Annotated in this window: 3 protein-coding genes; 2 read left to right on the top strand and 1 reads right to left on the bottom strand. The window is 71.1% G+C overall.

Translation table 11 applies throughout. The annotated features are described in order from the left end of the window. On the top strand, nucleotides 1-12,548 hold a 12,548-nt coding region (locus AC5592_RS07525; protein ID WP_063063798.1), incomplete at its 5' end, for a non-ribosomal peptide synthetase. Nucleotides 12,549-12,623: 75 nt separating this feature from the next. On the opposite strand, the gene AC5592_RS07530 is transcribed toward AC5592_RS07525, so the two are convergent. Further along, nucleotides 12,624-12,920, bottom strand: a complete 297-nt coding sequence (locus AC5592_RS07530; RefSeq protein ID WP_036498138.1) for a hypothetical protein — start codon at nucleotides 12,918-12,920, stop codon at nucleotides 12,624-12,626. A 336-nt stretch (nucleotides 12,921-13,256) separates the two neighbouring features. On the opposite strand from AC5592_RS07530, the gene AC5592_RS07535 reads away from it, so the two are divergent. Further along, nucleotides 13,257-26,837: a condensation domain-containing protein gene (locus AC5592_RS07535; protein ID WP_063063799.1), complete on the top strand. Its 13,581-nt coding sequence runs from the start codon at nucleotides 13,257-13,259 to the stop codon at nucleotides 26,835-26,837. Nucleotides 26,838-26,997 lie beyond the last annotated feature (160 nt).

Raw genomic sequence — 26,997 nt, forward strand, 5'->3', positions numbered from 1 at the left:
CTGGTGATCAGTTGGCGCGCGGGTATCTGCGTCGTCCGGATCTGACTTCGGATCGGTTCGTGGCCAATCCGTTCGGTGCGGCCGGGGCTCGGATGTATCGCACCGGCGACCTCGTCCGCTGGAACGCGGACGCCCTCGATTATCTGGGTCGGATCGACTTCCAGGTGAAGTTCCGGGGCCAGCGCATCGAGCTGGGCGAAGTCGAAGCCGCCTTGCTGGCCGTTCCGGGCGTCAGCCAGGCGGTCGCGGTCGTCGCTCCCGGGCCGGCCGGCGAGCAGCTCGTCGGCTATGCGGTCGCCGCCCCGAATGCCGCGTTGGACTCCGCGGCTCTGCGCGACGCCGTCGCCGACCGCTTGCCGTCCTACATGGTCCCTTCGGCCGTGCTGGTCTTGGACGCGTTGCCGCTCAACACATCCGGGAAACTCGATCGGAAGGCGCTGCCGGCGCCGGTCTTCGAGACCCACGAGTACACCGCCCCCGCTACACCCATCGAGGAGACCGTGGCGGCCGTGTTCGCCGAGGTGCTCGGCATCGAGCGGGTGGGTCGCGACGACGACTTCTTCGCACTGGGCGGCAACTCGCTGAGCGCCACCCGGGTCGCGGCGCGGCTCGGCTCCGCCCTCGACACCCAGGTGCCGGTCCGCGTGGTGTTCGAAACCGGCACCGTCGCCGGCCTGGCCGCACGGGTCGAGGCGCAGGCTCCGGCCGCCGGACGCCCCGCGCTCGTCGCGGGACCGCGGCCGGAACGCATTCCGCTCTCGCCGGCGCAGCAGCGGATGTGGTTCCTCAACCAGTTCGACACCGCCTCCCCGGCCTACAACATCACCGCGGCCGTGCGGCTGACCGGCGCACTGGATATCGTCGCACTCAACGCGGCGGTGGCCGATCTGGTCGCGCGCCACGAGATCCTGCGCACCTGGTACCCCCAGGATGCCGAAGGGCCCGTGCAGCGGATCCGATCCGCCGCCGAAGCCACTCCCGAGCTGCGGCCGGTCGCGGTCGCCGCGACGGAACTGGCGGACAGTATCGGTGCGGTGGTCGCCCGCGGCTTCGACGTCGCGGCCGAAGTGCCGGTCCGGCTCGCTCTCTTCGCGCTCGGCGCGGAGGAATACGCCCTGGTCCTGGTGGTGCACCACATCGCCGGCGACGGCTGGTCGATGGGACCGCTCACCCGTGACCTGATGGCGGCGTACGCGGCCCGCAGCAACGGCGACGAGCCGGGATGGGCTCCGCTGCCGCTGCAGTACGCGGATTACGCGCTGTGGCAGCGGGAGTTGCTCGGTGACGAGACCGACGACGACTCGCTGGCCGCCGAGCAGATCGCATTCTGGAAGTCCGCGCTGGCGGGGTTGCCGGAGGAATCGACGCTGCCCGCCGACCGGCCGCGACCGGCGACCCAGTCCTTCCGGGCGGGCATCGTCGACGCGGTGGTCGACGCCGACGTTCATGCCGGGCTGAAAGCGTTGGCCCGCAACGGAAATGCTTCGGTGTTCGTCGTGGTGCACACCGCGCTCGCGGTGCTGCTGTCGCGACTGTCCGGTAACTCCGACGTAGCCATCGGCACCCCGGTGGCCGGTCGCGGAGCTGCCGAACTCGACGACGTCGTCGGCATGTTCGTCAACACCGTCGTACTGCGCACGACGACGGCGGCCGCCGAACCGTTCACCGCGTTGCTGGCCCGGCAGCGCGATACCGATCTGGCTGCCTTCGCGCACGCCGATCTGCCGTTCGAGCGCCTCGTGGAAGCATTGGATCCGGTCCGGTCCACCGGCCGCAGCCCGCTGTTCCAGGTGGCCCTCTCGTTCGAGAACCTGCCTTCGGGCAGCTTCGAGCTGCCCGGACTGCGGGCGACCGCGCTCGAATCCGACACCGGCGTCGAACGTTTCGACGTGACGGTCACCGTCACCGAAACCGGCAGTGGTCTGGCCGTGCGGTTCACCTATGCGCGGGATCTGTTCGACGAAGCCACCATTCGTGCTTTCGCCGAGCGGTTCGGCCGGGTGCTGAGTGCCGTCGCCGCCGATCCGGCCATCGACGTCGCCGATCTTCCGCTGCTCTCGGCGGCCGAGACCGAACGCCTGACCCGGGTGGCCGGTCCCGCGGTGACCACCTCCGGCACCCTGCCCGACCTGATGGCCGCCGCGGCGGCGGCCGCACCGGAAGCGATCGCGCTGCGCGGCGGCGGACGGTCGATGACCTACGCCGAATTGGATGCCCGCTCCTCGCGACTGGCCCGGGAACTGATCGGCCGGGGCATCGGCCCGGGCGACCGGGTGGCACTGGGTATTCCGCGGTCGATCGAATCGGTGCTGGCGGTCTGGGCGGTCGCCAAGGCCGGCGCCGCCTTCGTGCCGATCGACCCGAACTATCCCGCCGAGCGCATCGAGCGCATGGTCACCGATTCCGAGGTCCGCCTCGGCCTGGTCGTCGGCGCGGTGCGCGACCGGTTCCCGGCGACCGTGGAGTGGTTGCTGCTCGACCACCCCGCGTTCGGGCTGGAACTCGAAAGGCGCAGTGGCGCACCGGTTTCCGACACGGACCGGATTCGCCCGCTGCGGCCGGCCGATATCGCGTACATGATCTACACCTCCGGTTCGTCGGGTCTGCCGAAGGGTGTGCTGATCACCCACGCCGGTATCGCCGGATATCTGGCCGAACAGCGGGACCGCTTCGGCGTCACCCCGCAGTCGCGCACGCTCCATTTCGCCAGCCCGTCGTTCGACGCCGCGATGCTCGAACTGCTGCTGGCGCTGGCCGGACCGGCCACCATGGTGATCGCGCCGACCACCGTGTACGGCGGTGCGGAACTCGCGGAATTCCTGCGGGCCGAGCGGGTGACGCACGCGTTCGTCACCGCCGCCGCGATGGCGTCGGTCGATCCGACCGGGCTCGACGAGCTCGAGGTCGTCATCACGGGTGGTGAGAGCTGGGCTCCGGAGCTGGTGCGCCGCTGGGCGGTTCCGGTCGCGAGTGGCACCAGGCGGTTCTACAACGCCTACGGTCCTACCGAGGCGACCATCGCCACCAACATCAGTGACGCGCTGCGGCCGGGCGAACCGGTCACCCTCGGTGGACCGATCCGCGGCATCACCGCGTGGGTGCTCGACGAGCGCCTGCGTCCGGTACCGGCCGGTGTCGCCGGGGAGCTCTACGTCGCCGGTGCGCAACTGGCTCGCGGCTACCATCGCCGTCCCGGCCTGACCGCCGAGCGGTTCGTGGCCTGTCCGTGGTTGCCCGGGGTGCGGATGTATCGCACCGGTGACGTGGTGCGCTGGCTGTCCGCTCCGCAGCACGGCGACCAGGCGCAGTACCGGGTGGAATACTTGGGCCGCAACGACTTCCAGGTCAAGGTGCGCGGATTCCGCATCGAACTCGGTGAGATCGACGCGGTGCTGGCCGCCCACGAATCGGTGGACTTCGCGGTCACCGTCGGGCGTACGGCGCCCAGCGGCGCGACCGCGCTGGTGTCCTACGTGCTGCCCGCCGCGACCGGCGCGACGGCGGTATTCGACCGGCAGGTCCTCGACGCCCACGCCCGGGAACAGCTCCCGGCGCACATGGTGCCGACGATGATCATCGAGCTGGACCGGATTCCGCTGACTCCGGTCGGCAAGCTGGACCGCGCCGCGCTGCCGGAGCCGGTCTTCGAGGCCACCGCCTTCCGGGCTCCGGTCACCGCGACGGAGCAGGCGGTCGCGGCGGTCTACGCCGAGGTGCTGGGCGTGGAGCGGGTCGGTCTGGACGACGACTTCTTCGCCCTCGGCGGCAACTCGCTCAGCGCCACCCGCGTGGTCGCGCGCCTGGGTACCGCCCTCGACGCCGAGGTGCCGGTGCGGCTGGTGTTCGAGGCCGCGACGGTGGAGCGCCTCGCCGCACAGGTCGAGACCTCGGCCGCGGCGGCACGCCCGGCGCTGACCGCGCGCAGCACGGCGCCCGCGTCGACGGGAAGCCAGGAGCCGGAACGGATTCCGCTCTCGCCCGCGCAGCAGCGGATGTGGTTCCTCAACCAGTTCGACACCGAGTCCGCGGCATACAACATTCCGATCGCGGTCCGGCTGATCGGGCGGTTGGATGTTCCGGCGCTGCGCCGCGCGGTGGGTGACGTCGTGGCCCGCCACGAGATTCTGCGAACCTATTACCCGCAGACGCAGGACGGTCCGGTGCAGGTCGTGGAGCCGGCCTCGCAGGCGGCTCCGCAGATTCTGCCGATGCGGGTGGCCGAGCGCGACCTGGCCGAGCGGATCATCGACGTGATCGCCGTCGGATTCGATGTGTCGGCGGAGGTTCCGCTGCGGGTCGCGCTGTTCCGGCTCACCGACCGGACCGACGAGCACGTGATCGTGTTCGTGGTCCACCACATCGCGGGCGACGGCTGGTCGATGGGACCGCTCACCCGGGATGTGATGGCCGCCTACGCCGCTCGCGCGCAGCAACTCGAGCCCGAGTGGGCGCCGCTGCCGGTGCAGTACGCCGATTACAGCGTCTGGCAGCGCGAGCTGCTGGGTGCGGAGGACGATCCGCAATCGCTGGCGGCGCGCCAGATCGACTACTGGCGCAACGCCCTCGCCGACCTGCCGGAGGAGTCCACGCTGCCGGCCGACCGGCCGCGGCCCAACGCTCCGAGTTACCTCGGCGCCGGCATCGACTTCACCGTCGACGCGGACGTGCGCCACGGTCTGGTGGAGCTGGCCCGCCGCGCCAACACCACGATGTTCATGGTCGTGCACGCCGCGCTGGCGGTACTGCTGGGCAGGATGTCCGGCAGCGCCGACGTCGCGATCGGCACCCCGGTGGCCGGCCGCGGCCAGGCCGCACTCGACGATCTGATCGGCATGTTCGTCAACACGCTGGTGCTGCGCAGCGAGCTGCGGCCGGGCGAGAGTTTCCTCGACCTGCTCGCGCGCCAGCGGGAGACCGACCTGGCGGCATTCGCCAACGCCGACATTCCGTTCGAACGGCTCGTGGACGCGCTCGCCCCCGAGCGCTCGACCGTCCGCTCGCCGCTGTTCCAGGTGTCGCTGGCGTTCCAGAACCTGCCGTCGGGCTCGTTCGAATTGCCCGGACTCCGGGTGGAGGCCGTCGATTTCGACGTGGCGATCGAAAAGTTCGATCTGTCGGTGACGCTGTTCGAGGCGGGAGACGCGGCCGGTGATGCGACCCTCGCGGGCCGGATCACCTATGCGCGCGACCTGTTCGACGAGTCGACGATCCGTGAGTTCGCACAGCGGTATCACCGGGTGCTGCGCGAGATCGCGGCCGCGCCGGATACCGCGGTCGCCGATATCGAGCTGCTGACCGATGCCGAACGCGATCGCGTACTCGGACAATGGGTTTCGGCGGGAACGGATTCCGGTCCGGAGACGACGCTGGTCGAGGCGTTCGACGCCGCGGCGGCCGCACACGCCGATCGCACCGCGCTGATCTTCGGCGACGAACGGATCGGATACGCGGAACTGTCGCAGCGGGTGAACCGCTTGGCGCGCACCCTGATCGAGGCTGGCGCCGGTCCGGAGACGCTGGTGGCGGTGGCACTGCCGCGTTCGGCGGATCTGGTCGTCGCACTGCTGGCGGCGATCCGTGCCGGAGCCGGATATCTGCCGGTCGACCCGACGTATCCGGCCGACCGCATCGCCTACATGCTCGACGACGCCCGGCCGATCTGCGCGGTCACCACCTCCGATCGGGAGATCGAGTTGCGTGGGGTCCCGACCGTGGTGGAACTGGATCGGCTGGATCTGTCGGCGGTGTCGTCCGACCCGATCACGCCGGACGAGCGCCGGGGCACGCCGACTCCCGACAGCATCGCCTATGTCATCTACACCTCCGGTTCGACCGGTCGCCCCAAGGGCGTGCAGGTGCCGCATCGCACCGTGGCGAAGCTGTTCGCCAACACGCGCGACTGGTTCGCCTTCGACGAGACCGACGTGTGGACGATGTTCCACTCCTACGCGTTCGACTTCTCGGTATGGGAGCTGTGGGGCCCGCTGTTGCACGGCGGCGCCCTGGTCGTGGTGGACTACCACACCTCGCGCTCGCCGGAGCAGTTCCTGGAACTGCTGCGCCGGGAACGGGTCACCGTGCTGAACCAGACGCCCTCGGCGTTCTATCAGCTCGACGCGGCCGATCAGGCCGCCGCCGACTCCGCGGCGCCACTGGCGTTGCGCTGTGTGGTGTACGGCGGTGAGGCGCTGGAGCTGCGGCGCTTGAACGGCTGGTACGACCGCCACGGCGATGCCGCGCCGCGACTGATCAACATGTACGGCATCACCGAGACGACCGTGCACGTCACCTATCGCGCCCTGGACGCGGCGGCCGTCGCCGAGGCCGACGGCAGCGTGATCGGCCGGGCCATCCCGGGGCTGCGCACCTATCTGCTGGACAACCGGCTGCGGCCGGTACCGGTGGGCGTTCCGGGTGAGATCTACGTCGCCGGAACGCAATTGGCGCGCGGCTACCTCGGGCAGCCGGCGCTGACCGCGGGCCGGTTCGTGGCGGATCCGTTCGGTGCGCCGGGCACCCGGCTCTACCGCTCGGGTGACCTCGCGCGCTGGAACGCCGACGGCGATCTGGAATACCTGGGTCGCGCCGACGACCAGGTGAAGGTGCGCGGTTTCCGCATCGAACTCGGCGAGATCGAGGCGGCCGTACTCTCCCGCCCCGGCATCGCCCAGGCCGCGGTGCTGGTGCGCGAGGATCGCCCCGGCGATCCGCGCATCGTCGCGTACGTGGTGCCCGAGGATCCGGCGGACCGTCCGTCCGCCGGAAACGTCGACGATCGCTGGCGTGCCGGGGTGGCCGAATCGCTGCCCGAGTACATGGTGCCGTCGGCCTTCGTGGTGCTCGACGCGATTCCGCTGACCGCCAACGGAAAGCTGGATCGCCGCGCGCTGCCGGCGCCGGCCTTCGCGGTGACGGCGTCGCGGACCTCGCTCACCGCGCTAGAGACGCGGCTGGCCGAGTTGTTCGCGCAGGTGCTGGGCGTACCGGAGGTCGGAGTCGACGACTCCTTCTTCGCGGTCGGCGGTGACAGCATCATGTCCATCCAGCTGGTGTCGCGGGCCAAAGCGGCCGGCATCGTCTTCACCCCGCGAGATGTGTTCGAACACCGGACGGTCGCGGGCCTGGCCCGGGTGGCCGTGGCGGACGGGCTGGCCGAACCCGAGGTGCTGGCCGAACTGCCGGGCGGCGGAGTCGGCGAAATCCCGCTGACTCCCGTGCTGGCGGCGTATCTGGACAGCGGCGTGCACAACCGGTTCGCGCAGACGATGGTGCTCGGATTGCCCGAGCACATCGACGAATCGGGTCTGATCGCGACCATCGCCGCGGTGCTCGACCACCACGACGTGCTGCGCTCGCGGGTCCGGCGGACCGGCGAGGGCTGGACCTTCGAGGCCTCGCCCACGGGTTCGGTGGATGTCCGCGACCTGGTCACCACGATCGACGTCCCCGCCGGGGTCGACGCCGAGGAATTGAACCGGATCGCAAGCGCCGCAATGGATTCGGCGTTGGCAGCGCTCGACCCGCAGGCGGGCCGGATGCTGACCTTCACCTGGTTGCGCCGGCCCGACGGTCGCGACGCGGTGACCGTCGCCGCGCACCACTACGTGATCGACGGCGTCTCCTGGCGCATCCTGATCCCGGATCTGGCGGTCGCCTGGGCGCAGCGCAGCGCCGGTGCTCCGATCGAGCTGCCGCCGGTGGGCACATCGTTCCGGCGGTGGGCACACGGTCTGGTCACCGCGGCGGAGTCCGACGAGCGGATCGCGGAGACGGATTACTGGCGTGGCGTGCTGGCGACGCCGGATCCGCTGCTGGGCGCTCGCGCCCTCGATCCGGCGGTCGACACGCATCGGACCGTGCGTCGCTTCGAGACGCGGGTGCCGGTGGAGGTCGCCGACGCCGTGCTCACCCGCCTGCCCGCGCTGTACCGCGGCGGTGTCAACGACGGTCTGCTGGCCGCGCTGGCACTGGCGGTCCGCACCTGGCGTGGTCGCCGTGGCATCGACGCACCGGTGACCCGGGTGAAGCTCGAGGGCCACGGCCGCGAGGAGGCCACGGTCCCCGGCGCCGACCTGACCCGCACGATCGGCTGGTTCACCAGCATCTATCCCGTCTCGCTGGATCTGACGGGCATAGACGTCGGAGCCGCGTTCGCGGGCACGACGGTGACCGCGGACCTGGTGAAGTCGGTCAAGGAACAGCTGCTCGCGGTGCCCGACCGGGGAATCGGTTACGGCCTGCTGCGGTATCTCAACCCGGCGTCCGCCCCGGCGGTCGCGGGCGAACTGGGCCAGATCAGCTTCAACTACCTGGGCCGGGTCTCCACGGGCGGCGTTCCCGAGGGCCTGCCGGATCTGGGCTGGCTGCCCACGGCGGAACTGGGATCGGTTGTCGCGGATCAAGATCCGGATATGCCGGCGGCGGCGGTGATCGACGTCAACGCGATCGTCAACGACGGTCCGGACGGCCCGCTCATGGACGTCACCTTCCTGTACGCGGCCGATATCGTCGGCGAGGACGCGGTGCGGGAACTGGCGCGGGACTGGGTCTCCGCGCTGACCGCGCTCGCCCGCCATACCCAGGATCCGGCCGCCGGCGGCCTCACTCCGTCGGACGTGCCGCTGGTGCGGGTCGGCCAGGCGGAACTGGACGCCTGGCGGGAGGCTCGCCCGGGACTCTCCGACGTGCTGCCGCTGTCACCGCTGCAGGAGGGTCTGCTGTTCCTGACCGAACTGCAGGCGGCCGACGGCGTCGACGACTACGTCATGCAGTTCACCCTGGAACTGTCCGGTGATATCGATCTGGACCGGTTGCACCGATCCGCGCAGGCGGTCCTCGATCGGCACGCGAATCTGCGCACGGCCTTCGTCACCACGGCGACCGGTGTGCCCGTGCAGCTGGTGGTCGACGACGTGGAGGTGCCCTGGAAGGTCGTGACCGGGGTGGCCGACGACGAGCTGACCCAGGTGCTGGCCGCGGACCGGTACCGGTTCGATCCGGCGGTCGCGCCGCTGGTGCGATTCACCGTGTACCGCACCGATTCCGGCGCCACCCATCTGGCGTTGACGACGCATCACATCCTGCTGGACGGCTGGTCCATGCCGCTGCTGATGAAGGATCTGCTGATTCTGTACGCGGTGCAGGGTGATTCGTCGATGCTGCCGCGGGTCCGGCCGTACCGCGACTACCTGGCGTGGCTGTCCCGGCAGGACCACGATCGGGCGCTGTCGGAGTGGGCCGGTGCCCTGGCCGGGCTCGAGCCCAGTCATCTGGCCCCCGCACTCGCGGCGCCCGCCGCCCCGGGTGACGGCATCGGCACGCTGACCTTCGACCTGTCGCCGGAGCAGACCCGCGCGCTGACGACGTTCGCCGCCGAGGCAGGCGTGACCGTCAATACCGTGGTTCAGGCGGCGTGGGGTGCGGTGATCGCGGCCCATACCGATCGCGACGACGTGGTCTTCGGTGCCGCGGTCTCCGGTCGTCCGCCGCAGCTCGACGGCATCGACGACATGATCGGGTTGTTCGTCAACACGATTCCGGTGCGCGTGCGGTTCGATCCGCGCTGGTCGGTGCAGGATGCGTTGCAGCGCTTGCAGTCCGAGCAGGCGGCTCGGCTCGACCAGCACCACATCGGGCTGGCCGAAATCCAGGGCGCCCTCGGTGTGGAGGGCCTGTTCGACACGATGATCGCGTTCGAGTCCTACCCCATCGACACCGAGGGGTTGCAGGAAGCGAGCACCATCGACGGCATGGCCGTCACCGGCCTGCAGGCGGTCAACTTCACGCATTACCCGCTGACCGTGCTGGTGAACCTGGATTCGCAACTCCGGGTGAAGATGCTGTACCGGCACGACACCGTCGACGCGGCGGCCGCGGCCGCCGTCACCGACAGGTTGCGCATGCTGATCGGTGAGTTCGTCGCCGCGCCGCGTCGCGGTCTGCCGGGCATCGGGCTGCTGCTCGACGCCGAGCGGACCAGCCTGGCGGCCAGCAACGACACCGCGGCGCCGGAACTGCTCGACGACGCCACCCTGGTGTCGTTGTTCCACGCGCAGTGCGACCGCACTCCGGACGCACCCGCGGTCACCTACGGCGACCGGACCCTGACCTACGCCGAATTGCGTTCCGCGGCAACCGGTCTGGCCGGTGCCCTGGCCGAGGCGGGGGCCGGGCCGGAGACCCGCGTCGCGGTAGCGATGCGGCGTTCGGCCGAACTGGTGGTGGCGCTCTACGCGGTCCTCGAGAGCGGCGCCGCGTACGTGCCGGTCGATCCGGACCATCCGGCCGAACGCAACGATCATGTGCTGCGCGGGTCGAACCCGCTGTGCGTGCTCACCACGGCGGCCGACGGATTCACCACCGCCACCGGCATTCCGGTGGTGGACGTGGCGAGCCTGACCGCGCGAGCGGCGCGGCCGCTTCCGCGTCCGCGCCCCGACAACGCGGCCTACGTCATCTACACCTCGGGTTCGACGGGCCGGCCCAAGGGCGTGGTGATCACGCATCGGCAGGTGGCCAACCAGTTCCGCTGGGCACAGGCACGGTATCCGCACGGGGTCGGTGACACGGTGTTGCACAAGACGCCGATCACCTTCGACATCTCCACCTGGGAACTGTTCTGGCCCTTGCAAACCGGTGCCCGGATCGTGGTGGCGGAGCCGGACGGGCATCGGGATCCGCAGTACCTGGCGGAGGTGATCGCCCGGGAGTCGATCGGCACGGTGCACTTCGTGCCCGCGATGCTCGACGCCTTCCTGGAGCTCGGCCGGCAACCGAATTCCCCGCTGCGCCTGGTGTTCGCCGCCGGTGAAGCGCTGACGACGGGCACCGCCGCCGCGTTCCACGACGCCCTGCCCGCGCAGTTGCACAACTGGTACGGCCCCGCGGAGGCCACCGTGGTGACCGCCGCCCGCGCCGAGGCCGGCGCCGGGCGCACCGCGGTGCCGATCGGTGATCCGGTCGCCAATACCCGTGTGTACGTGCTCGATCGGCAGTTGCGGCAGGTTCCGGCCGGTGCGGCCGGTGAACTCTACGTCGCCGGTGTGCAGTTGGCTCGCGGTTACCACGGCGCTGCGGCGCTGACCGCCGAGCGGTTCGTCGCCGATCCGTTCGAGCCGGGCGGGCGCCTGTACCGCACCGGCGACATCGTGCGGTTCGGCGAGGCCGGACTGGAATATCTGGGTCGCGCCGACTTCCAGGTCAAGCTGCGTGGACAGCGCATCGAACTCGGCGAGATCGAGGCGGTACTGCTCGATCACGCCTCGGTGGCGCACGCGGCCGCGGCGGTGGTACCCGATCCGGACCGCCTGGTCGCCTATGTGGTGCCGGCCGCCGGGCACGCCGTCGATCCGGACGAGCTCACCGCCTATGCGCGGCGCCGGCTGCCCGCGTACATGGTCCCGGCGGTGCTGATGCCGCTGGCCGAGCTACCGCTCAACGCCAGTGGGAAATTGGATCGCCGCGCACTGCCGATTCCCGCGCTCGCCGCGCGTCCCTACCGGGAACCGGTGACCGGGTTGCAGCAGTCCGTGGCGGCGGCCTTCGCCGAGGTGCTGGGCACCGATCGAGTCGGGCTGGACGACGACTTCTTCGCCCTCGGCGGGACCAGTTTGAACGCCGGTCGCGTGGTGCATCAGTTGCGCCGGGTCACCGGGGCCGAGATCCGGGTGCAGTGGTTCTTCCTGGATCCCACGGTGGCCGGTATCTCCGCGCGCATCGCCGAATCGCTGGAAGCCGGTCTGGAATACGACGAGCAGTCCGACGCCGCGCTGGGGCTGATCCTGCCGATCCGCGCCGCGGGCGATCGGCGTCCGCTGTTCTGCATCCATCCGATGTACGGCCTGTCCTGGTGCTACGCCGGGCTCGCGCGCTACACGGATCCGGAGCAGCCGATCTTCGGCGTGCAGGCCGCCGCGCTGTCGGAGGATTCCGAACCGCCGCGGTCGCTGGCGGAGATGGCGGACCGGTACGCTCGCGAGATCGTCGCCCGCCAGCCCGAGGGGCCGTACCGGCTGCTCGGCTGGTCCCTGGGTGGTCTGCTGGCGCACGAGGTGGCGGTCCGGCTGCGCGCGGCGGGACACGAGGTGGATCTGCTCGCCATGCTGGACAGCGACCACGGGTTCGACCTCGGCACGTTCCGTGAGGCGATGCAGGAGACGCTGGCGGAACTCGGCATTCGCGATGTCGACCCGGAGCGTCTCGACCAGTTGACGGAGGAGGACTTCGTGCGGTTGCACGATGCGATTCCGGCGGATCTGGTCGTGCTCACACAGGATCGCTTGCGGCGCATCTACACCAGCGCCATGCGTTCGGTTCAGCTGACCCGCGGATTCGTGCCGCAGGTGTTCGACGGCACCGTGCACTACTTCCGCGCCGCCGCGGACGAGCGCCGGACCCACGACGTCATCGCCGGATGGCGTCCGTACGCCGGTGATGTCGTGGACCACCCGGTCCCGACCCGCCACGAGCTGATGACTCAGCCCGAGGCGCTCGCGGTGATCGGACCGGTGTTGCAGGAGCTGTTGCGCGACCGCGACCGAGCGGAGTGACCGGTCCCTGACACGACGAAGGCCGCGTGGCGAATTCGCCACGCGGCCTTCGACTGTCCGAGCTGCTACCGCATGTCAGCCGATCTGGATGCTGGCACCGTTCGCGGCGCCGACGGCACCCGCGGGCACCGTGCCGGTGACATCACCGGTGCAGTCGGCGTTGCTGAAGACGGTGGCGTCGCGATCGGTGTAGTTGGCCACCGAGTTGGCCATCAGCGGGCTGCCGTTCACCTGAATGCATCCCGACGGGTTGCCGATCATCCGGCTGTTGATGCCGAGCGAGCCGGTCGCCGCGTTCGCGGACGCGGGCGCGAGCACTGTGACCAGGCCGGCCAGCGCGGCAGCGCCGATAAAACCTGCAGTTCGCAACATCGAAAGTCCTCCGTGTAGTTTTCTTCCCGACCCGTCATCCGTACAGGGGCGATTCTGGCATGCCGGTCGCGCACCGGACAACGTATGTCGCTTCGCCACAGTGGTTTATCCGGGTGGCCCGGTTTCACACGCTGTTGCCGCCGATCTGCGACCATGCTGAGGGATCGGCGCCCGGGGTGCGTGGGGTCGGCCCATGCCCGACAATGAGCGGGCAACCGGCGGTAGGAGGTAGAGGCTCGTGGTTCGGCTGTTCGAGCGGCGGGAAGATGTTCGGCAGGAGACCACGGTATGACCCACTCTGTCGGCATTCGCCGAGCCCGGTCCCATAGATCGTTCGTGAGAACGCTGCCGCAACTGCTGACCGCCGCGGTGGAATCCGATCCGGACGCGATAGCCGTCGTCGTCGCGGACCGCACCGGCCCGGTCGCCGATCTCACCTATGCCGAGCTGGACGCCGAGTCGGCGCCGTTGGCCCGGTTGCTGATTCAGCGCGGGATCGGCAGTGAGGACCTGGTGGCGGTGGCGGCCGTGCCCTCGCTGGAAGCGGTGATCGCGGTCTGGGCGGTCGCGCAGACCGGCGCCGCCGTCGTACCCCTGGATCCCGCTGCGCCGCAGACCTGGACGAGCCGAATTCTCGCCGATGCGCGTCCCGCGGTGGGGTTGACCATGACGGCCGACCTCGCGGGACTGCCGGCCGGGCCGGAATGGCTGTGTCTCGACAGCGCCGAACTGGGCGCCGCGCTGGACCGGCTGCCCGCCGATCCGGTGACCTATGCCCACCGGGTGCGCCCGCTGCGGGCCGAACATCCGGCGGCAGTGCTCTATCCGGTCGACGAGGCGGACGCGGCCGTCGGCACCGTGATCACCCAGGCCGGGCTGTGCGCCGCCTGCGACGAGCGTCGCGAGCGGCTGGGCGTCGACGCCGAGTCGCGGGTACTGCATCCGGCGGCGTCGGCCTCGGCCCTGTCGTTGCTCGAGCTGCTGACCGCGATCCGGGGCAGTGCGACGCTGGTCGTCGCCGCGCCGACGGTGGCCACGGGCGCGGACCTCACGGAACTGTCGGCGGCGGCGGAGGTCACCCACGCCGTTCTCACCTCGCAGACACAGGCGGTCACGCCCGTCACCGCGCTCGCGACGGCCGGTGTCGCACCGGGCGTCGGTGAGCCGATGCGCGGTATCGCCGTGTGGGTGCTCGACGAGCAGCTGCGGCCGGTGCCGGACGGCGTGGCGGGCGAGTTGTATATCGGTGGTGACAGATTGGCACGGGGCTGTCACGGCCGCGCGGCGGCGACCGCGGCGGTCTTCGTCGCGAATCCGTTCGAGCCCGACGGTTCTCGCCTGTTCCGCACCGGAGAAGTGGTGCGGCGCACCGAGAGCGGGCTCGAATTCCTGCCGCGGCCGAGCACCGTCGCGCGCGAGGATGTGGCTGAGCCGTTCGCGTCGCAGCCCGTTGCTTCGGCGCCGGTGCCTGCTGCGTCCGCGCCGGAGTCCGTTGCGTCCGCGCCGGAGCGGGCTGCTTCCGCTCCGGTGCTGCCTCCGGCCGCTGCCGGACCGGTCGTCACGCCGGAGCCACCGGCGCTGCCTGAGCCGTCTGCACGCCCGGTGCCGTCGGCGCTGCCGGTGTCGTCGGCGCTGTCGGAGCCGTCTGCACGCCCGGTGCCGTCCGTGCTACCGGGGCCGTCCGCGCGCCCGAAGTCGTCAGCGCTCCCGGAGCCACCGGCGCCACCGGTGCCACCGGTGCCGTCGGCGCGCCCTGAGTCGTTGGCGCGCCCAGAGTTGTCGGCGCGCCCAGAGTTGTCGGCGCTCCCGGAGCCACCGGTGCCGTCGGCGCGCCCTGAGTCGTTGGCGCGCCCAGAGTTGTCGGCGCTGCCTGAGCCGTCTGCGCGCACGGTGCCGTCGGCGCTACCGGTGCCGTCGGCGCTGCCGGTCCCGCCTGAGCGCCCGGTGTCGTCGGCGCTGTCGGAGCCGTCCGCGCGCCCGGTGCCGCCCTCACTACCGGGGCCGCCGGTGCGCCCGGACCGTCTTCCGCTGTCGCCGCGGCAGTGGCACATCTGGTTTCACAATCAGTTCGACGCCGGCGACGGCCACACGACCGCACCCGTGGACGCGGTCGCCTCCGCGCTGCGGCTGTCCGGCCGTCTGAATGTGGACGCGATGCGGGCCGCTCTGGCCGACGTGGCCGAGCGGCACGAAATCCTGCGGACCGTCTATCCACAGACCGACGGCATACCCCACCAGGTCGTCCTGCCACCGGAGGAGGCTGTGCGGGAGGTGGAGCCGGTCTCGATCGACGAGGCGGAACTCCCCGGCTGGCTGGCCGACGTCGTGGGCGCCGCCTTCGATGTCGCGACCGAGGTGCCGGTGCGGTTCGCGCTGGCCGAACTGAACGACGCGCAGCACGTGCTCGCGGTCGGCGTGCATCGCATCGCCGCCGACCACGAGTCGATGGCCGTCCTCCTGCGCGATCTGCTGATCGCCTTCCTCGCGCGGCGCAATCGCGCGGTGCCTTCGCGCCCGCCGCTGGCACTGCACTACGCCGACCACGCACTGCTGCATGCCCAACTCCTCGGCGATCGACACGATCCCGCCTCGGTCGCGGCCGGGGAGATCGAATACTGGCGGGAGGTGCTCGCCGGAATATCCGATCCGCTGCCCCTGCCCGCGGATCGCCCGCGCCCGCCGGTGGCTTCCGGGCGCGGCGCGGAATATCCGTTCCCCATCGACGCCCGGCTCCGGGAGCGAATCGACGAGCTGGCGCGGACGTCGGGTGTCGACCTCTTCACCGTGCTGCACGCGGCGTTGGCCGTCCTGCTCGCGCGGCTGTCGGGGCGGCGCGACATCGTGGTCGGCACTCCGCTTTCCGGCCGCAGCGAAGGTGCCCTCGCCGCGCTGATCGGCCCGCTGGAGAATCTGGTCGCACTGCGGACCCCGGTGGACCCGGCGCTGCCGTTCACCGAGCTGCTGGCGACGGTGGCGCACCGCGACCGGGACGCGTTCGAGCACGCCGTCCTGCCGTTCGAGCTCCTGCTGGAAGGGCTGAGCCCGCGGCGTTCGCGCGACCGCCACCCGCTGGTGCAGGTGCTGCTGGCGGTCCGTGAGCCGGATCGGACTCCGCTGTCGTTGCCGGGCCTGTCGCTCGCGCCGGTCGAGATCGACTGCACCGCAACGCCGTTCGATCTGCAACTCACCGTGGCGCCGGTCCGCTCCGACGGCCGCGGGCAGGAGCTGACCGCGCGATTCGGGTATGCGACCGATCTGTTCGACGAGCCGACGGTGGCCCGTCTGGCCGATCGATTGCTGCGGTTGCTGACCGAGGTTACCGACGCTCCGGACCGCCCGATCGGTGACCTCGAGGGTCTCGCTCCGGACGAGCTGACCCGGATCGTTTACGAATACAACGACAATCGGCACCCGGTCGCGCCGGCGCTGCTGCTGGACGGCTTCCGCCGGGCCGTGGCGCAGGTGCCCGACGCGACGGCCGTCTCCTGCGCGGGCGCCGAACTCACCTACGCCCAATTGGACGCTCAGGTCAACCAGCTTGCCCGCCTGCTCATTTCCCGCGGGGTGCGACCGGAGACCACGGTCGGCCTGGCCGTTCGCCGGTCCCCGGATCTGCTCGTCGGGATGTACGCGATCCTGGCGGCCGGTGGCGTCTGTGTGCCGCTGGATCCCGACGATCCGGCCGATCGCACGGCACATATCGTCGATGTCGCGCGGCCGGTCTGCGTGGTGACCACCGTCGCCGACGTCATCACCGTGCCCGCGCGCATCCCCCTGCTGCGGTTGGACACGATGGATCTCGGCGGGTTCGATCCGAGCCCGATCAGGCCGCCGGAACTGCTGTCGCCGTTGCTCCCCGGGCATCCGGCCTACATCGTCTTCGCTCCGGCAACGGCGGGCCGGCCGACGGGCGCCGTGCTGTCGCACGCCGCGCTCGACCAGCAGATCGAGTGGATGTCGGCGGCCTATCCGCTGGGCAGCTGGGACGTCTATCTCCAGTGGACGGCGGTGACCGCGGATGTGGCGCTGTGGGGCTGCCTGCTGCCTCTGCGCGCCGGCGCCACGCTGGTGCTCGCCACGCGCGGCAGCGAGCGTGATCCGCGCGTTCTCGCGAAAACGATTGCCGCCCAAGGTGTTACGGTCACCGACTTCTCCCCGTCGGCACTGTCGGAATTCGCCGAGCACACCGCCGCGGGAAGCTGCCCCACGTTGCAGGACGTCTTCGTCATCGGCGAGGAGTTGTGCCCGGAAACCGTCGATGCGGTACACGCCGTCTGCGATGCCCGCGTGCACCAGCTGTACGGGCCGCCCGAGGCCGCGATCTCGGTCACCTACTGGCCGGCGGACGGCGAGGATCGGCCGGTCGTGCCGATCGGGTTGCCGCAGTGGAATGTTCGCGCCTACGTGCTCGACGACCGCCTGCGTCCCGTGCCGGAGGGGGAGCAGGGCGAACTGTATGTCGCCGGAGAGCGGCTGGCCCGCGGATACCTGCGGCGACCCGGTGCGACCGCGGAACGTTTCGTGGCCGACCCGTTCGGCTCCGGTGAACGCATGTACCGGACCGGCGATCGGGCGCTCTGGGATGCCCCGGAGGACACGCGGCCCCCACGCCTGGTTCGGCTGGGCGGCACGGATCATCGGATGGAATTCCGGCGGCGGCCGGGCGCGACCCGGATCGGCGGGACGGCACCGTCCGAGCCGATGCGTGCCGAGCCCGAGTTCCGCGCGGCCGTCACTCCCACGGAGCAAATGGTCGCGGAGGCCTTCGGCTCGGAACTCGCCCGCGAGCGGGTAGGCGCGGACGACGACTTCTTCGCAATCGGTGGCGGTTCCGCCCTCGCCCTCAGAGTGGTGACCCGGCTGGGCGCGGCGCTCGGCGAACGGGTGCCGCTGCGATGGCTGTTCGAGAACCCCACCGTCGCGGGGCTCGCGGCCCTTCTCGACGCGGAGATACATGCCCGCCGCCGGCCTCGCCTCGGTTCGATCGAGCGTCCCGAGCGGCTGCCGCTCGCTCCGGCGCAACAGCGGATGTGGTTCCTCAACCGTTTCGACCGTGGTGATGCCGGCACGCCGGAGTCGCGCCCGCATGCCGAGGCCCACCACCTGAGCTTCGCGCTGCGGTTGACCGGCAGCCTGGACACCGAGGCGCTCGGTACCGCATTCGACGACGTTCTCGTCCGGCACGAGATCCTGCGCACGGTGTATCCGGACACCGCGGACGGACCGGTGCCGACGGTGCTCCCCGCCGATATCCGGCTGGAGCTGCGTTCCGAACGGCTCGACGCGGACGATGTACCGGAAGCGGTGAAGGCAACGGCGGCAACGCCGTTCGACCTCGCGACCGAGATCCCCCTGCGGGTGCGGTTGCTCGAGATCGCCGATCTCGCCCCCGGAGCGCGCCGGGAGTACATCCTCATCGTGGTGGTCCACCACATCGCCGCCGATGTGTCCTCGACGCGTCCGCTGGTCCGCGATGTGCTGGCCGCCTACGCCGCCCGTACTCGCGGCGCCGCGCCCGAGTGGGCGCCGCTGCCGGCGCAGTACGCGGACTATGTGCTCTGGCGCGAAGGCGTACTCGGATCGGCGTCGCAGCCGGGTTCGGTTGCCCACCGCGAACTGTCGTACTGGCAGCGCGAACTGCGCGGGCTGCCCGAGGTTCTGGCGTTGCCCACGGACCGTCCGCGTCCGCCGCTGGCGACGCGAGCCGGCGCCCGCGTCGACGTGTGGATCGCGCCGCAGGTGCACGCCGGTCTGCTCGAGGTGGCACGCGCTCACCGCGCGACACTGGCCACCGTCGTCCATGCGGCCTTCGCCGTGCTGCTCGCCCGGCTGTCGGACAGCACCGACATCGCTGTCGGTACTCCTGTCGAGCGCCGCACGGAGACCGAACTCGACGATCTGATCGGCGTGTTCACCGATACCGTGGTGGTCCGCACCCACGTCGATGCCCGGGAACCGTTCACCGAGCTGCTGACGCGCCGACGCGACGGCGACGCGCAGATCCACGCGCACACCGAACTGCCGTTCGCGATCCTGATCGAGGCGCTGGCCGCGCCCCGGTCGACGGCGCATCATCCGCTGTTCCAGGTGGGCCTGTCGCTGCGCGACCGGGCTGCCGAATCGGCACTGCCGGAACGGGACCTGCCCGGTCTGAGCGTGACCGAGGTCGACGCCGATACCGCCGCCACGCCACTCGATCTGCATCTGAGCGTGGCCGACACCTACGGCGAGGACGGAAACCCCACGGGAATCGGCGGCGCTCTCACCTATGCGACCGACCTGTTCGAGGCCGCCACCGCGACCACGATCGCCGAGCGGTTGACTCTGCTGCTCGCGGAGGTGGCGGCCGACCCCACGACGCCGGTCGGTGACCTGAACATCCTGACACCCGCCGAGCGGAGCCTGCCGGACCCTGGCGCGCCCGGCGAACCGGATCCGGACGCCACCACCCTGCCGGCCCTGCTGGCGGCCGCCGTCGCCACCGCACCGCCGGATGCGGTGGCGCTGGTGGCCGACTCGGCCGATGCCGGAGAGCCCGATCAGGCCCCGGTGCGACTGAGCTACGCGGAACTCGACGCTCGGGTCAATCGCCTTGCGCGACATCTGATCTCGCTGGGCGTGGGCCCCGAGTCGCGGGTGGCGCTGGTGATGCCGCGCGGTGTGGACCTCATGATCGCGACGTTCGCGGTCTCGGTCGCCGGTGGTGCCGCTGTGCCGGTGGACCCCGCTCATCCCGTCGAGAGGATCGGCCGTCTCCTCGCGGCCGCCGAGCCGGTCGTCGTGCTGTCCGCGACGGACCTGCCGGTGCCGCCCGGGCCCGGCGCGCCCGCCGAACCCGCGGTGGTGGCCCGTGATTGGCGCGGCCGCTCCCAATCCATGCCGGCGTTCACCGAGGCGGGCCGGGGTGTGGCCCGCGAGGACGTCGTACGCATCGACGAACTGGACTTGTCCGGAATCTCGCCGCGGCCGGTCGGCGACGACGATCGGCTCGCGCCGCTGCTCCCGCAGCATCCGGCCTTCGTAATCGTCGGTCCGGGGCCGGACGGTCGGCTCCGGGGCCTCACCATTGCGCACCGCGCCGCCGCGCGCCAACTGGTCCGGTACCGAACACGATTCGAGCTCGGACCCGACGATGCGGTGCTCCCGGCGACCACCTCGCCCCTCGAGTCGGCGGCCTGGGAACTCTGGACCGCGGTCACGGCGGCCGGTCGGCTGGTACTCGCCGCACCGGACGCCACCGACGGTTCGCTGTCCGAGCTGATCGAGCGCGAGCGGGTGACCACGCTGCACACCGCGTCCGCGGCACCGCTGGACGATGCGGCGCCCGGCGACGACGCGGAGGTGAGTCCGAGTTCGCTCCGGCGCGTGATCGTCCTCGGTGATGTGCCCGGCACGCCGCCGCAACGTCCGGACGTCTCGCATCCGGTGGAGCTCCACCACCTGTGCGCCTACGCCGAGGGCGGGATCTCGATCGTCGACCGTCGTTCCGACGCGGCGCACGCGGCCGGTGCGGCGTCCCGCAACAGCCATATATACGTGCTGGATTCACGGCTGCATCCGGTTCCGGTCGGTGTCTCCGGCGAGCTGTATCTGGCGGGTCCGGACCTCGCCCGTGGCTATGTCGCGGGTCCGGCCCGGACGGCGGAACGCTTCGTGGCCGACCCGTTCGGCGGCGGTGGGCGGATGTATCGCACCGGCGATCTGGTCGCGTGGACCGCGGCCGGCGATCTCGACTATCGCGGCCGCACCGATCATCAGGCGCTGGTCGGGGGTTTCCGCGTCCAACCGGGCGAGATCGAGGCCGTGCTGCTGCGGTTGCCGCAACTCGCGCAGGCGGCGGTGGTGGCGAAATCCGATCCGCGCACCGGCGATCGACTGGTCGCCTATCTCGTCTCCGCCGATCGGGAACTCGATCTGGCGCAGGTGAGATCGGCGTTGCGCGCGGCGTTGCCGGATCGTCTGATCCCCGCCGCATTCGTGGTGCTCGACTCGCTGCCGCTGACCGCGAACGGGAAGCTCGATCGAGACGCGCTGCCGGAGCCGGAATCCCCGTCCACCGGTTTCCGGGCGCCCGTCACCCCGGTGCAGGGAGTCGTGGCCGGTGCCTTCGCCGAGGTGCTCGGCGTCGACCGGATCGGCATCGACGACGACTTCTTCGCGCGCGGCGGCAACTCCGTGCAGGCGGTTCGGGCGGCCGAGAACATCGGCGGCGCACTGGGATTCGCCGTACCGGTGCGAGCCCTGTACGAGGCCGCGACGGTGGGGGCGCTGGCCGCGTGGCTGGAGCGCGGCACACGACCGGCGCTGAGCGCGGCGCCGCGGCGGCAACCGCTGCCGCTGTCCTACGCCCAGCATCGGTTCTGGCTGCTCGACCAGTTCGACACCACCGCAACGGATTACATCATCTCGTGCGAGATCCGGGTGTCGGGCGCGCTGGATGTGGCGGTGTTGCGGCAGGCGCTGGCGGACCTGGTGACGCGGCACGACATGCTGCGCACGGTCTATCCCGAGGTCGAGGCCGGAACGGGCATCCCGATTCAACGGGTGCTGCCGGTGGCCGAGGCGACGCCGGATCTCGAGGTCGTGCAGGCCGGCGCGGACCGGGGGAGAGGCGAATTCGGCGGCGGTGTCGACGTCACCGTCGACCTTCCGTTCCGTGTACGTCTCCAGCAGCTGTCCGGTACCGAATCTGTGCTGATGATCGCCGCCCACCGGATCGCCGTGGACGATCTCTCGATGAGGTTGCTGATCCGGGACCTCGCGACCGCGTACACATCCCGGCGCGCGGGCCGAGCGCCGGCGTGGGCACCGCTACCCGTGCGCTACGCCGATTACGCGCAGTGGCAGCTCGCGGTATCGGGTTCCGAGGACGATCCGGACTCCCCGATCTCCGGCCGATTGCGTTACTGGACAACGGAACTCGCCGATCTCGCGGACGAACCGCGCTGGCCCGCCGGTCGCCCGACGCAGCGGAGTTTCGACGTCGGCACGGTCGACATCACCGTCGACCCGCGGGTGCACGCCGCCCTCACCGCGCTGGCGCCGGCGTACAGCTCGACCGTGTCCACGGTGGTGCACGCGGCGCTCGCGGTGGTGCTGGCCCGGATGTCCGGTACCGACGACGTCACGATCGGAATCCCGGTCACCGGCCGTGGCGAACCCGGCCTCGCCGATGTGGTCGGCCCGTTCGCCGACATCCTGGTGCTGCGCAGCCGGGTCATGCCGAATCGCACCTTCGCGCAGTTGCTGACCGAGGTCCGTGACACCCGGCTGCGGGCTGTCGCCAACGCCGGCGTCCCCTTCGAACGCCTGGTGGACGCGCTGGCTCCGCAGCGCGGCGAAGCGTGGCATCCGCTGACGCAGGTGGCGTTCTCGTTCGGCGAACCGGTGGCGTGCGGTTTCGACGTACCGGACCTGAGTTCGGTGGTGGCGGAACCGGTCACCGGCAGCGAGCGGTTCGATCTGCGCCTGAGTCTGCGCGAACATCGCACGGCCGCCGGCGGCGCGGCCGGGATCCGCGGTGAATTCACCTATGCCACCGACCTGTTCGACCGCGAGTCGGTCACGCAGGCCGCTGAGCAACTGGTCCGGATTCTGGCGGCGGTGGCGCACGACGCCGACATCGCGCTCGACGGCCCGGAGATGCCCGGGGCACCCGAGACCGGCGATCTCGTCGCGGATACCGACGTGCCGGTGCGTGCGCCCGTGACGCTGCCCGACCTGATGGCGGCCGCGGTCGCCGCCGATCCGGACGGTCCGGCGGTGGTCGTGGGCGGTCGCGCGTTCACCTACGCCCAGCTCGACCTGGCCTCGACCAAACTGGCCCGGCTGCTGATCGAACTGGGGGCGGGCCCGGATGTCCGGGTCGCGGTGGCCATCGGACGTTCGCTCGAAGCCGTGGTGGCGCTGTGGTCGGTGGTCAAATCGGGCGCGGTGCTCGTGCCGATCGATCCGAGCGGTCCCGCCGACCGGATCGCCCGGATCGTGTCCGACTGTCGCGCGGACCTCGGCGTCACGGTGCGAGCCGCGGGCGCGCGGCTACCGGACACCGCGGGCGGCTGGATCGTGCTGGACGACCCGAGGTTCGCCTACGAGGTCGACTCCTGTTCCGGCGCACCGATTTCCGATGCCGACCGCACGGTCGCGCTGCATCCGGACAATGCCGCGTGCCTGCTCTACGCTCCCGATTCCGACGATGCCGCCGACCGGCTGGGCGCCGTCGTGCTCACGCACTCGGGGCTGGGAAACCTGAGCGCCGAACTCGCTGAGCGCTACGAGCCGGGCCCGGCCGCTCGGGTCCTGGCCTTCGCGTCGCCCGCGCATGCCGCGGCGCTGCTCGAGCTGGTGCTCGCCGTCGGGGTGGCCGGGCCGCTGGTCATCGTGCCGCCGCATATCGCGGGAGGCGCCGAACTGGCCGGGGTCATGCGCGACCGCGAGGTGACGCATGCCGTTCTCGACGTGCCGACCCTCGCCGCACTGGACGGCGATCTACCGGAGTCGGCGCAGATCATCCTCACCGGTGCCGAGCCGGTCGGGGCCGATGCACCGGCGTGGTGGCAGAACGGCCCCGAGGGCCCGGATCCCCGCGTGCACATCGCCTTCGGCGCCGCCGAGAGCACCGTCGCCTTCGCCGTGGGCGAGGCGGCCGCGCCCGATGCGGTGCCGGCGATCGCTGCGCCGAACCGAGGCGTACACGCGGTACTACTCGACGCACGGTTGCGGCCGGTGCCGGCGGGAGTGGCCGGTGAGCTGTATCTCGGCGGTGTCCAGCTGGCGCGGGGATATCACGACCGCCCCGGTGCCACCGCGGCCCGGTTCGTCGCCGATCCCGGCGGGGCACCCGGGCAGCGGTTGTTCCGCACCGGTTACGTGGTTCGCCGGCAGCGCGGTGTGCCGACGCTGGAATACGTGGGCCGTACCGAACCGCGCGCCGGCCGCCCGGCGATCGAGCACCGAGCACCGGAAACCCCGGCCGAACAGTTGATCGCCGAAATCTTCGCCGAGGTGGCGGGGATCGAGCACGTCGGCGCGACCGACGACTTCTTCGCACTGGGTGGTGACATCGAGCTCGCCGTTCGACTCGCGGCGCGGGCTCGCACCCGGGGTCTGCGTTTCACCCCCCGCGACGTGTTCACCGCGCGAACGATCGAATCGCTCGCCCGCGTCGCGATCATCGAGGCGCCGGCCACCACCGGCGGGCCGATGCCGTTGCCGCCGATGGCGGTTCGGCTGCTGGGACTGGAAGCGTCGACGCTGCCGCAGCAGGCGATCGTGGTCGACCTTCCGTCCGACTGCGATCCCGAGCGGATCCGGGAAGCGGTGGCAGGCGTCCTCGAGCGGCATCCGATGCTGTCGGCGCGGCTGGACGACGAGGCCGGAGTGTTCGTGATTCCGGAAACGCCCCCGGCGGCGGTGCTGCGGCAGTTCGCGCCGGGCTCGGAGGCCGTCGATCTGGCGGTCCGAGCGATGGGCCGGGAACTGGATCCGGCGAGCGGGCACAACATCGCCTTCGGGCTGATCCCGTCGCCCGAAGGCGGCGACGCGGCGGCCAATGTGGTCGTGGTCGCGAACTGCCTGGTCATCGACGATACGTCCTGGCGCATCGTGGTCGACGAGCTGTCGGACGCCTGGGCGGGCGGCCATTCCGCGCCCGCGGCCGTCGACGCCGGTCCGATCGGATTCAGTCGCGTCCTGCACGAGCGGGCGAACGCCGCCGACACCGTCGAGCAACTCGACTGGTGGCACCATCATCTCCGGCCCGCCCCGGCCGACGCCCCGATTCAGGGGCTCGATCTCGCGGCGCGCGGCCGGGTTTCGCTGGTGATCACCGCCGAGGGCGCGATCGCCGTGGACGCGGTGGCGCGGGCCTACCATGCCACCGTCGAGGAGGTATTGCTCACCGCGTTCGCCCTGGCGCAGGAACCCACGCCCCGCGGCACCGCCGGCGACCTGATCGGTGCCGTGGTGCAGCTGCCGGCCGACGCTCGCGCGGTGTGCGGAACGGAATACGCCACTACCGCAGGCGGTTTCACGGCCACCCACCCGTTGCTCGTGGGCCTTGCGGGGATCGATGTGGACGAGGCTCTGCTCGGCGGCCCCGCTGCCGGCGTGGCCATCGGCCGGATCAAGGAGTTGCGCCGCGCAGTACCCGATTCCGGGGTCGGCTACGGCCTGCTGCGTTATCTCAACCCGCGGACCGGTCCGCAGTTGGCCGCGGCGGCCCGAGGGCGCACCGCCTTCCGCTACCGGGATCTGCGTCCGGCCCGGCCCTATCCGGGACCGCCGCCCGGCGATGTGCTGCTCGACATCACCGTGGACGCGACCGACGACGGCCTGCTGGCACGATTCGACTACGCGGCATCGGCTTTCACCGTCGATCAGGTGAAAGAGTTCGCCGGGCAATGGGTTCGGGCCCTGGGCGGTCTGGCCGAACACGGAACCCGCCCCGACGCCGGCGGTTTCACGGTGTCGGACTTCACCCTGGTGCGGATGGAGCAGAACGAGATCTCCGAACTGTCGCAGATCTACCCGAACCTGGCGGATGTCTGGCCGGTACCCGCGGCGCAGGCGGATATGCTGGCCGCCCGCGCCGACTCCCCGGCGGGCCCAGCGCTGACCAGGGTCACCGTGGATCTCGACGGCTCCGTGGACGAGTCCCGGTTGCGCGCTGCGGCCCAAGCCGTGCTCGAGCGCCACGACGCCCTCCGCGTCGCCTTCACCGCCGACCACGCCGGCACTCCGATCCAGGTCGTGTCGTCCCGGGTCGACGTCGCCTGGCGCGGTATCGATCTCACCGATCTCGAAGTCGACGCGGCGCAGGCCGAGGCGACGCGCATCGCCGAACTCGACTCCGCCGAGCATGTCGAGCCGGATCGGGCGCCGCTGCTGCGCTTCACCTTCCTGCGGTTGCCCGCCGCGGCCTACCGCCTGCTGATCACCGGCCATCGTGCGCTGATCGACGGCTGGTCGGCGTCGCTGCTCGTCCGGGATCTGCTGACGCGCTACGCGGTGGGCACGCGGACCCGGCAGCTGCCGAAATCCGTTTCGCACGCGGAGTATCTGCGGTGGCTGGTCGCACAGGATCTCACCACCGCACGCGCGCGGTGGCGGCACGCGCTCGCCGGAGTCACCGAACCGACGCTGCTGGCCCCGGCCGAGGCGGGTCGTGCCCGCTCGAACGAGACGGGCGTCGTGGGCTTCGAACTGTCGGCCGCGGACACCGAGCGCCTGACCCGACTCGCGGTCCGGCTGAACGTATCGGTGGACACCGTGGTGCGGGCGGCCTGGGGCCTGGCCGTCGCGCGGGAGACCGGCCGCGACGACATCGTCTTCGGCGCAGTGGTTTCCGGCCGGCCCACGGCCCTGCCCGGAGTGGCGGCGATGGTGGGGTCGTTCCGGACCGTGGTTCCGGTGCGGCTGCGCGCGGCGTCCTCGGGCACCGTGACCGAGTTGCTGACCCGCATGCAGGCCGAACAGTCCGCGCTGTCGGAATCCTGCTGTCTGGGGCTGCGCGATATCGAGAATGCCGCCGGTGTGGGCGGAATGTTCGACTCCCTGGTCGTATTCGAATCGTTCCCGGTCGATCGCGAGGTACTCGACCGGCTGGCCGTCGACGGCGTCGGGGTGACCGGATTCGCCGTAGCGGACGATCTCGACTATCCGCTGACCGTTGTCGTGGTGCGCGACAACCAGCTTCGCGTCACCCTGAAATACGCGTGCGATGTCTTCGACGAATCCGCCGCCGGCGCCTTCTCGCAACGACTCGCCGCACTCGTCGCCCGGTTCGTCGAGACGCCGCAGGCGGACCTCGCCGACCTCGACGTGTCGGCGGCCGCCGGATCGGCGGCGCCTTCCGACCTCGGGCCACTGCTGGCGCGCGGGGCCGGTCCTCGCCCGGAGGGGCCGTCTCCGGCATGATGGGCGGCGCATACGTAACGGACCGGTCTGGTCAGACGACTAGATAGGCCGTAGGGTCGGGCGAGGTCTCGACCGTCCGGGTGGCGCCTCGCCGGGCGCCCCGCGGAAAGCTGAAACCGAATTCGAGCAGATAGCGAAGGTGTGAACATTGATTCGTCGA

Origin of the sequence: Nocardia violaceofusca NBRC 14427 (assembly GCF_963869435.1) — a bacterium.
Lineage (GTDB): Bacteria > Actinomycetota > Actinomycetes > Mycobacteriales > Mycobacteriaceae > Nocardia > Nocardia aobensis.

Excerpts from the sequence above, each read along its gene's own strand:
- AC5592_RS07530 (WP_036498138.1), bottom strand. The coding sequence starts at position 12,920 with ATGTTGCGAACTGCAGGTTTTATCGGCGCTGCCGCGCTGGCCGGCCTG.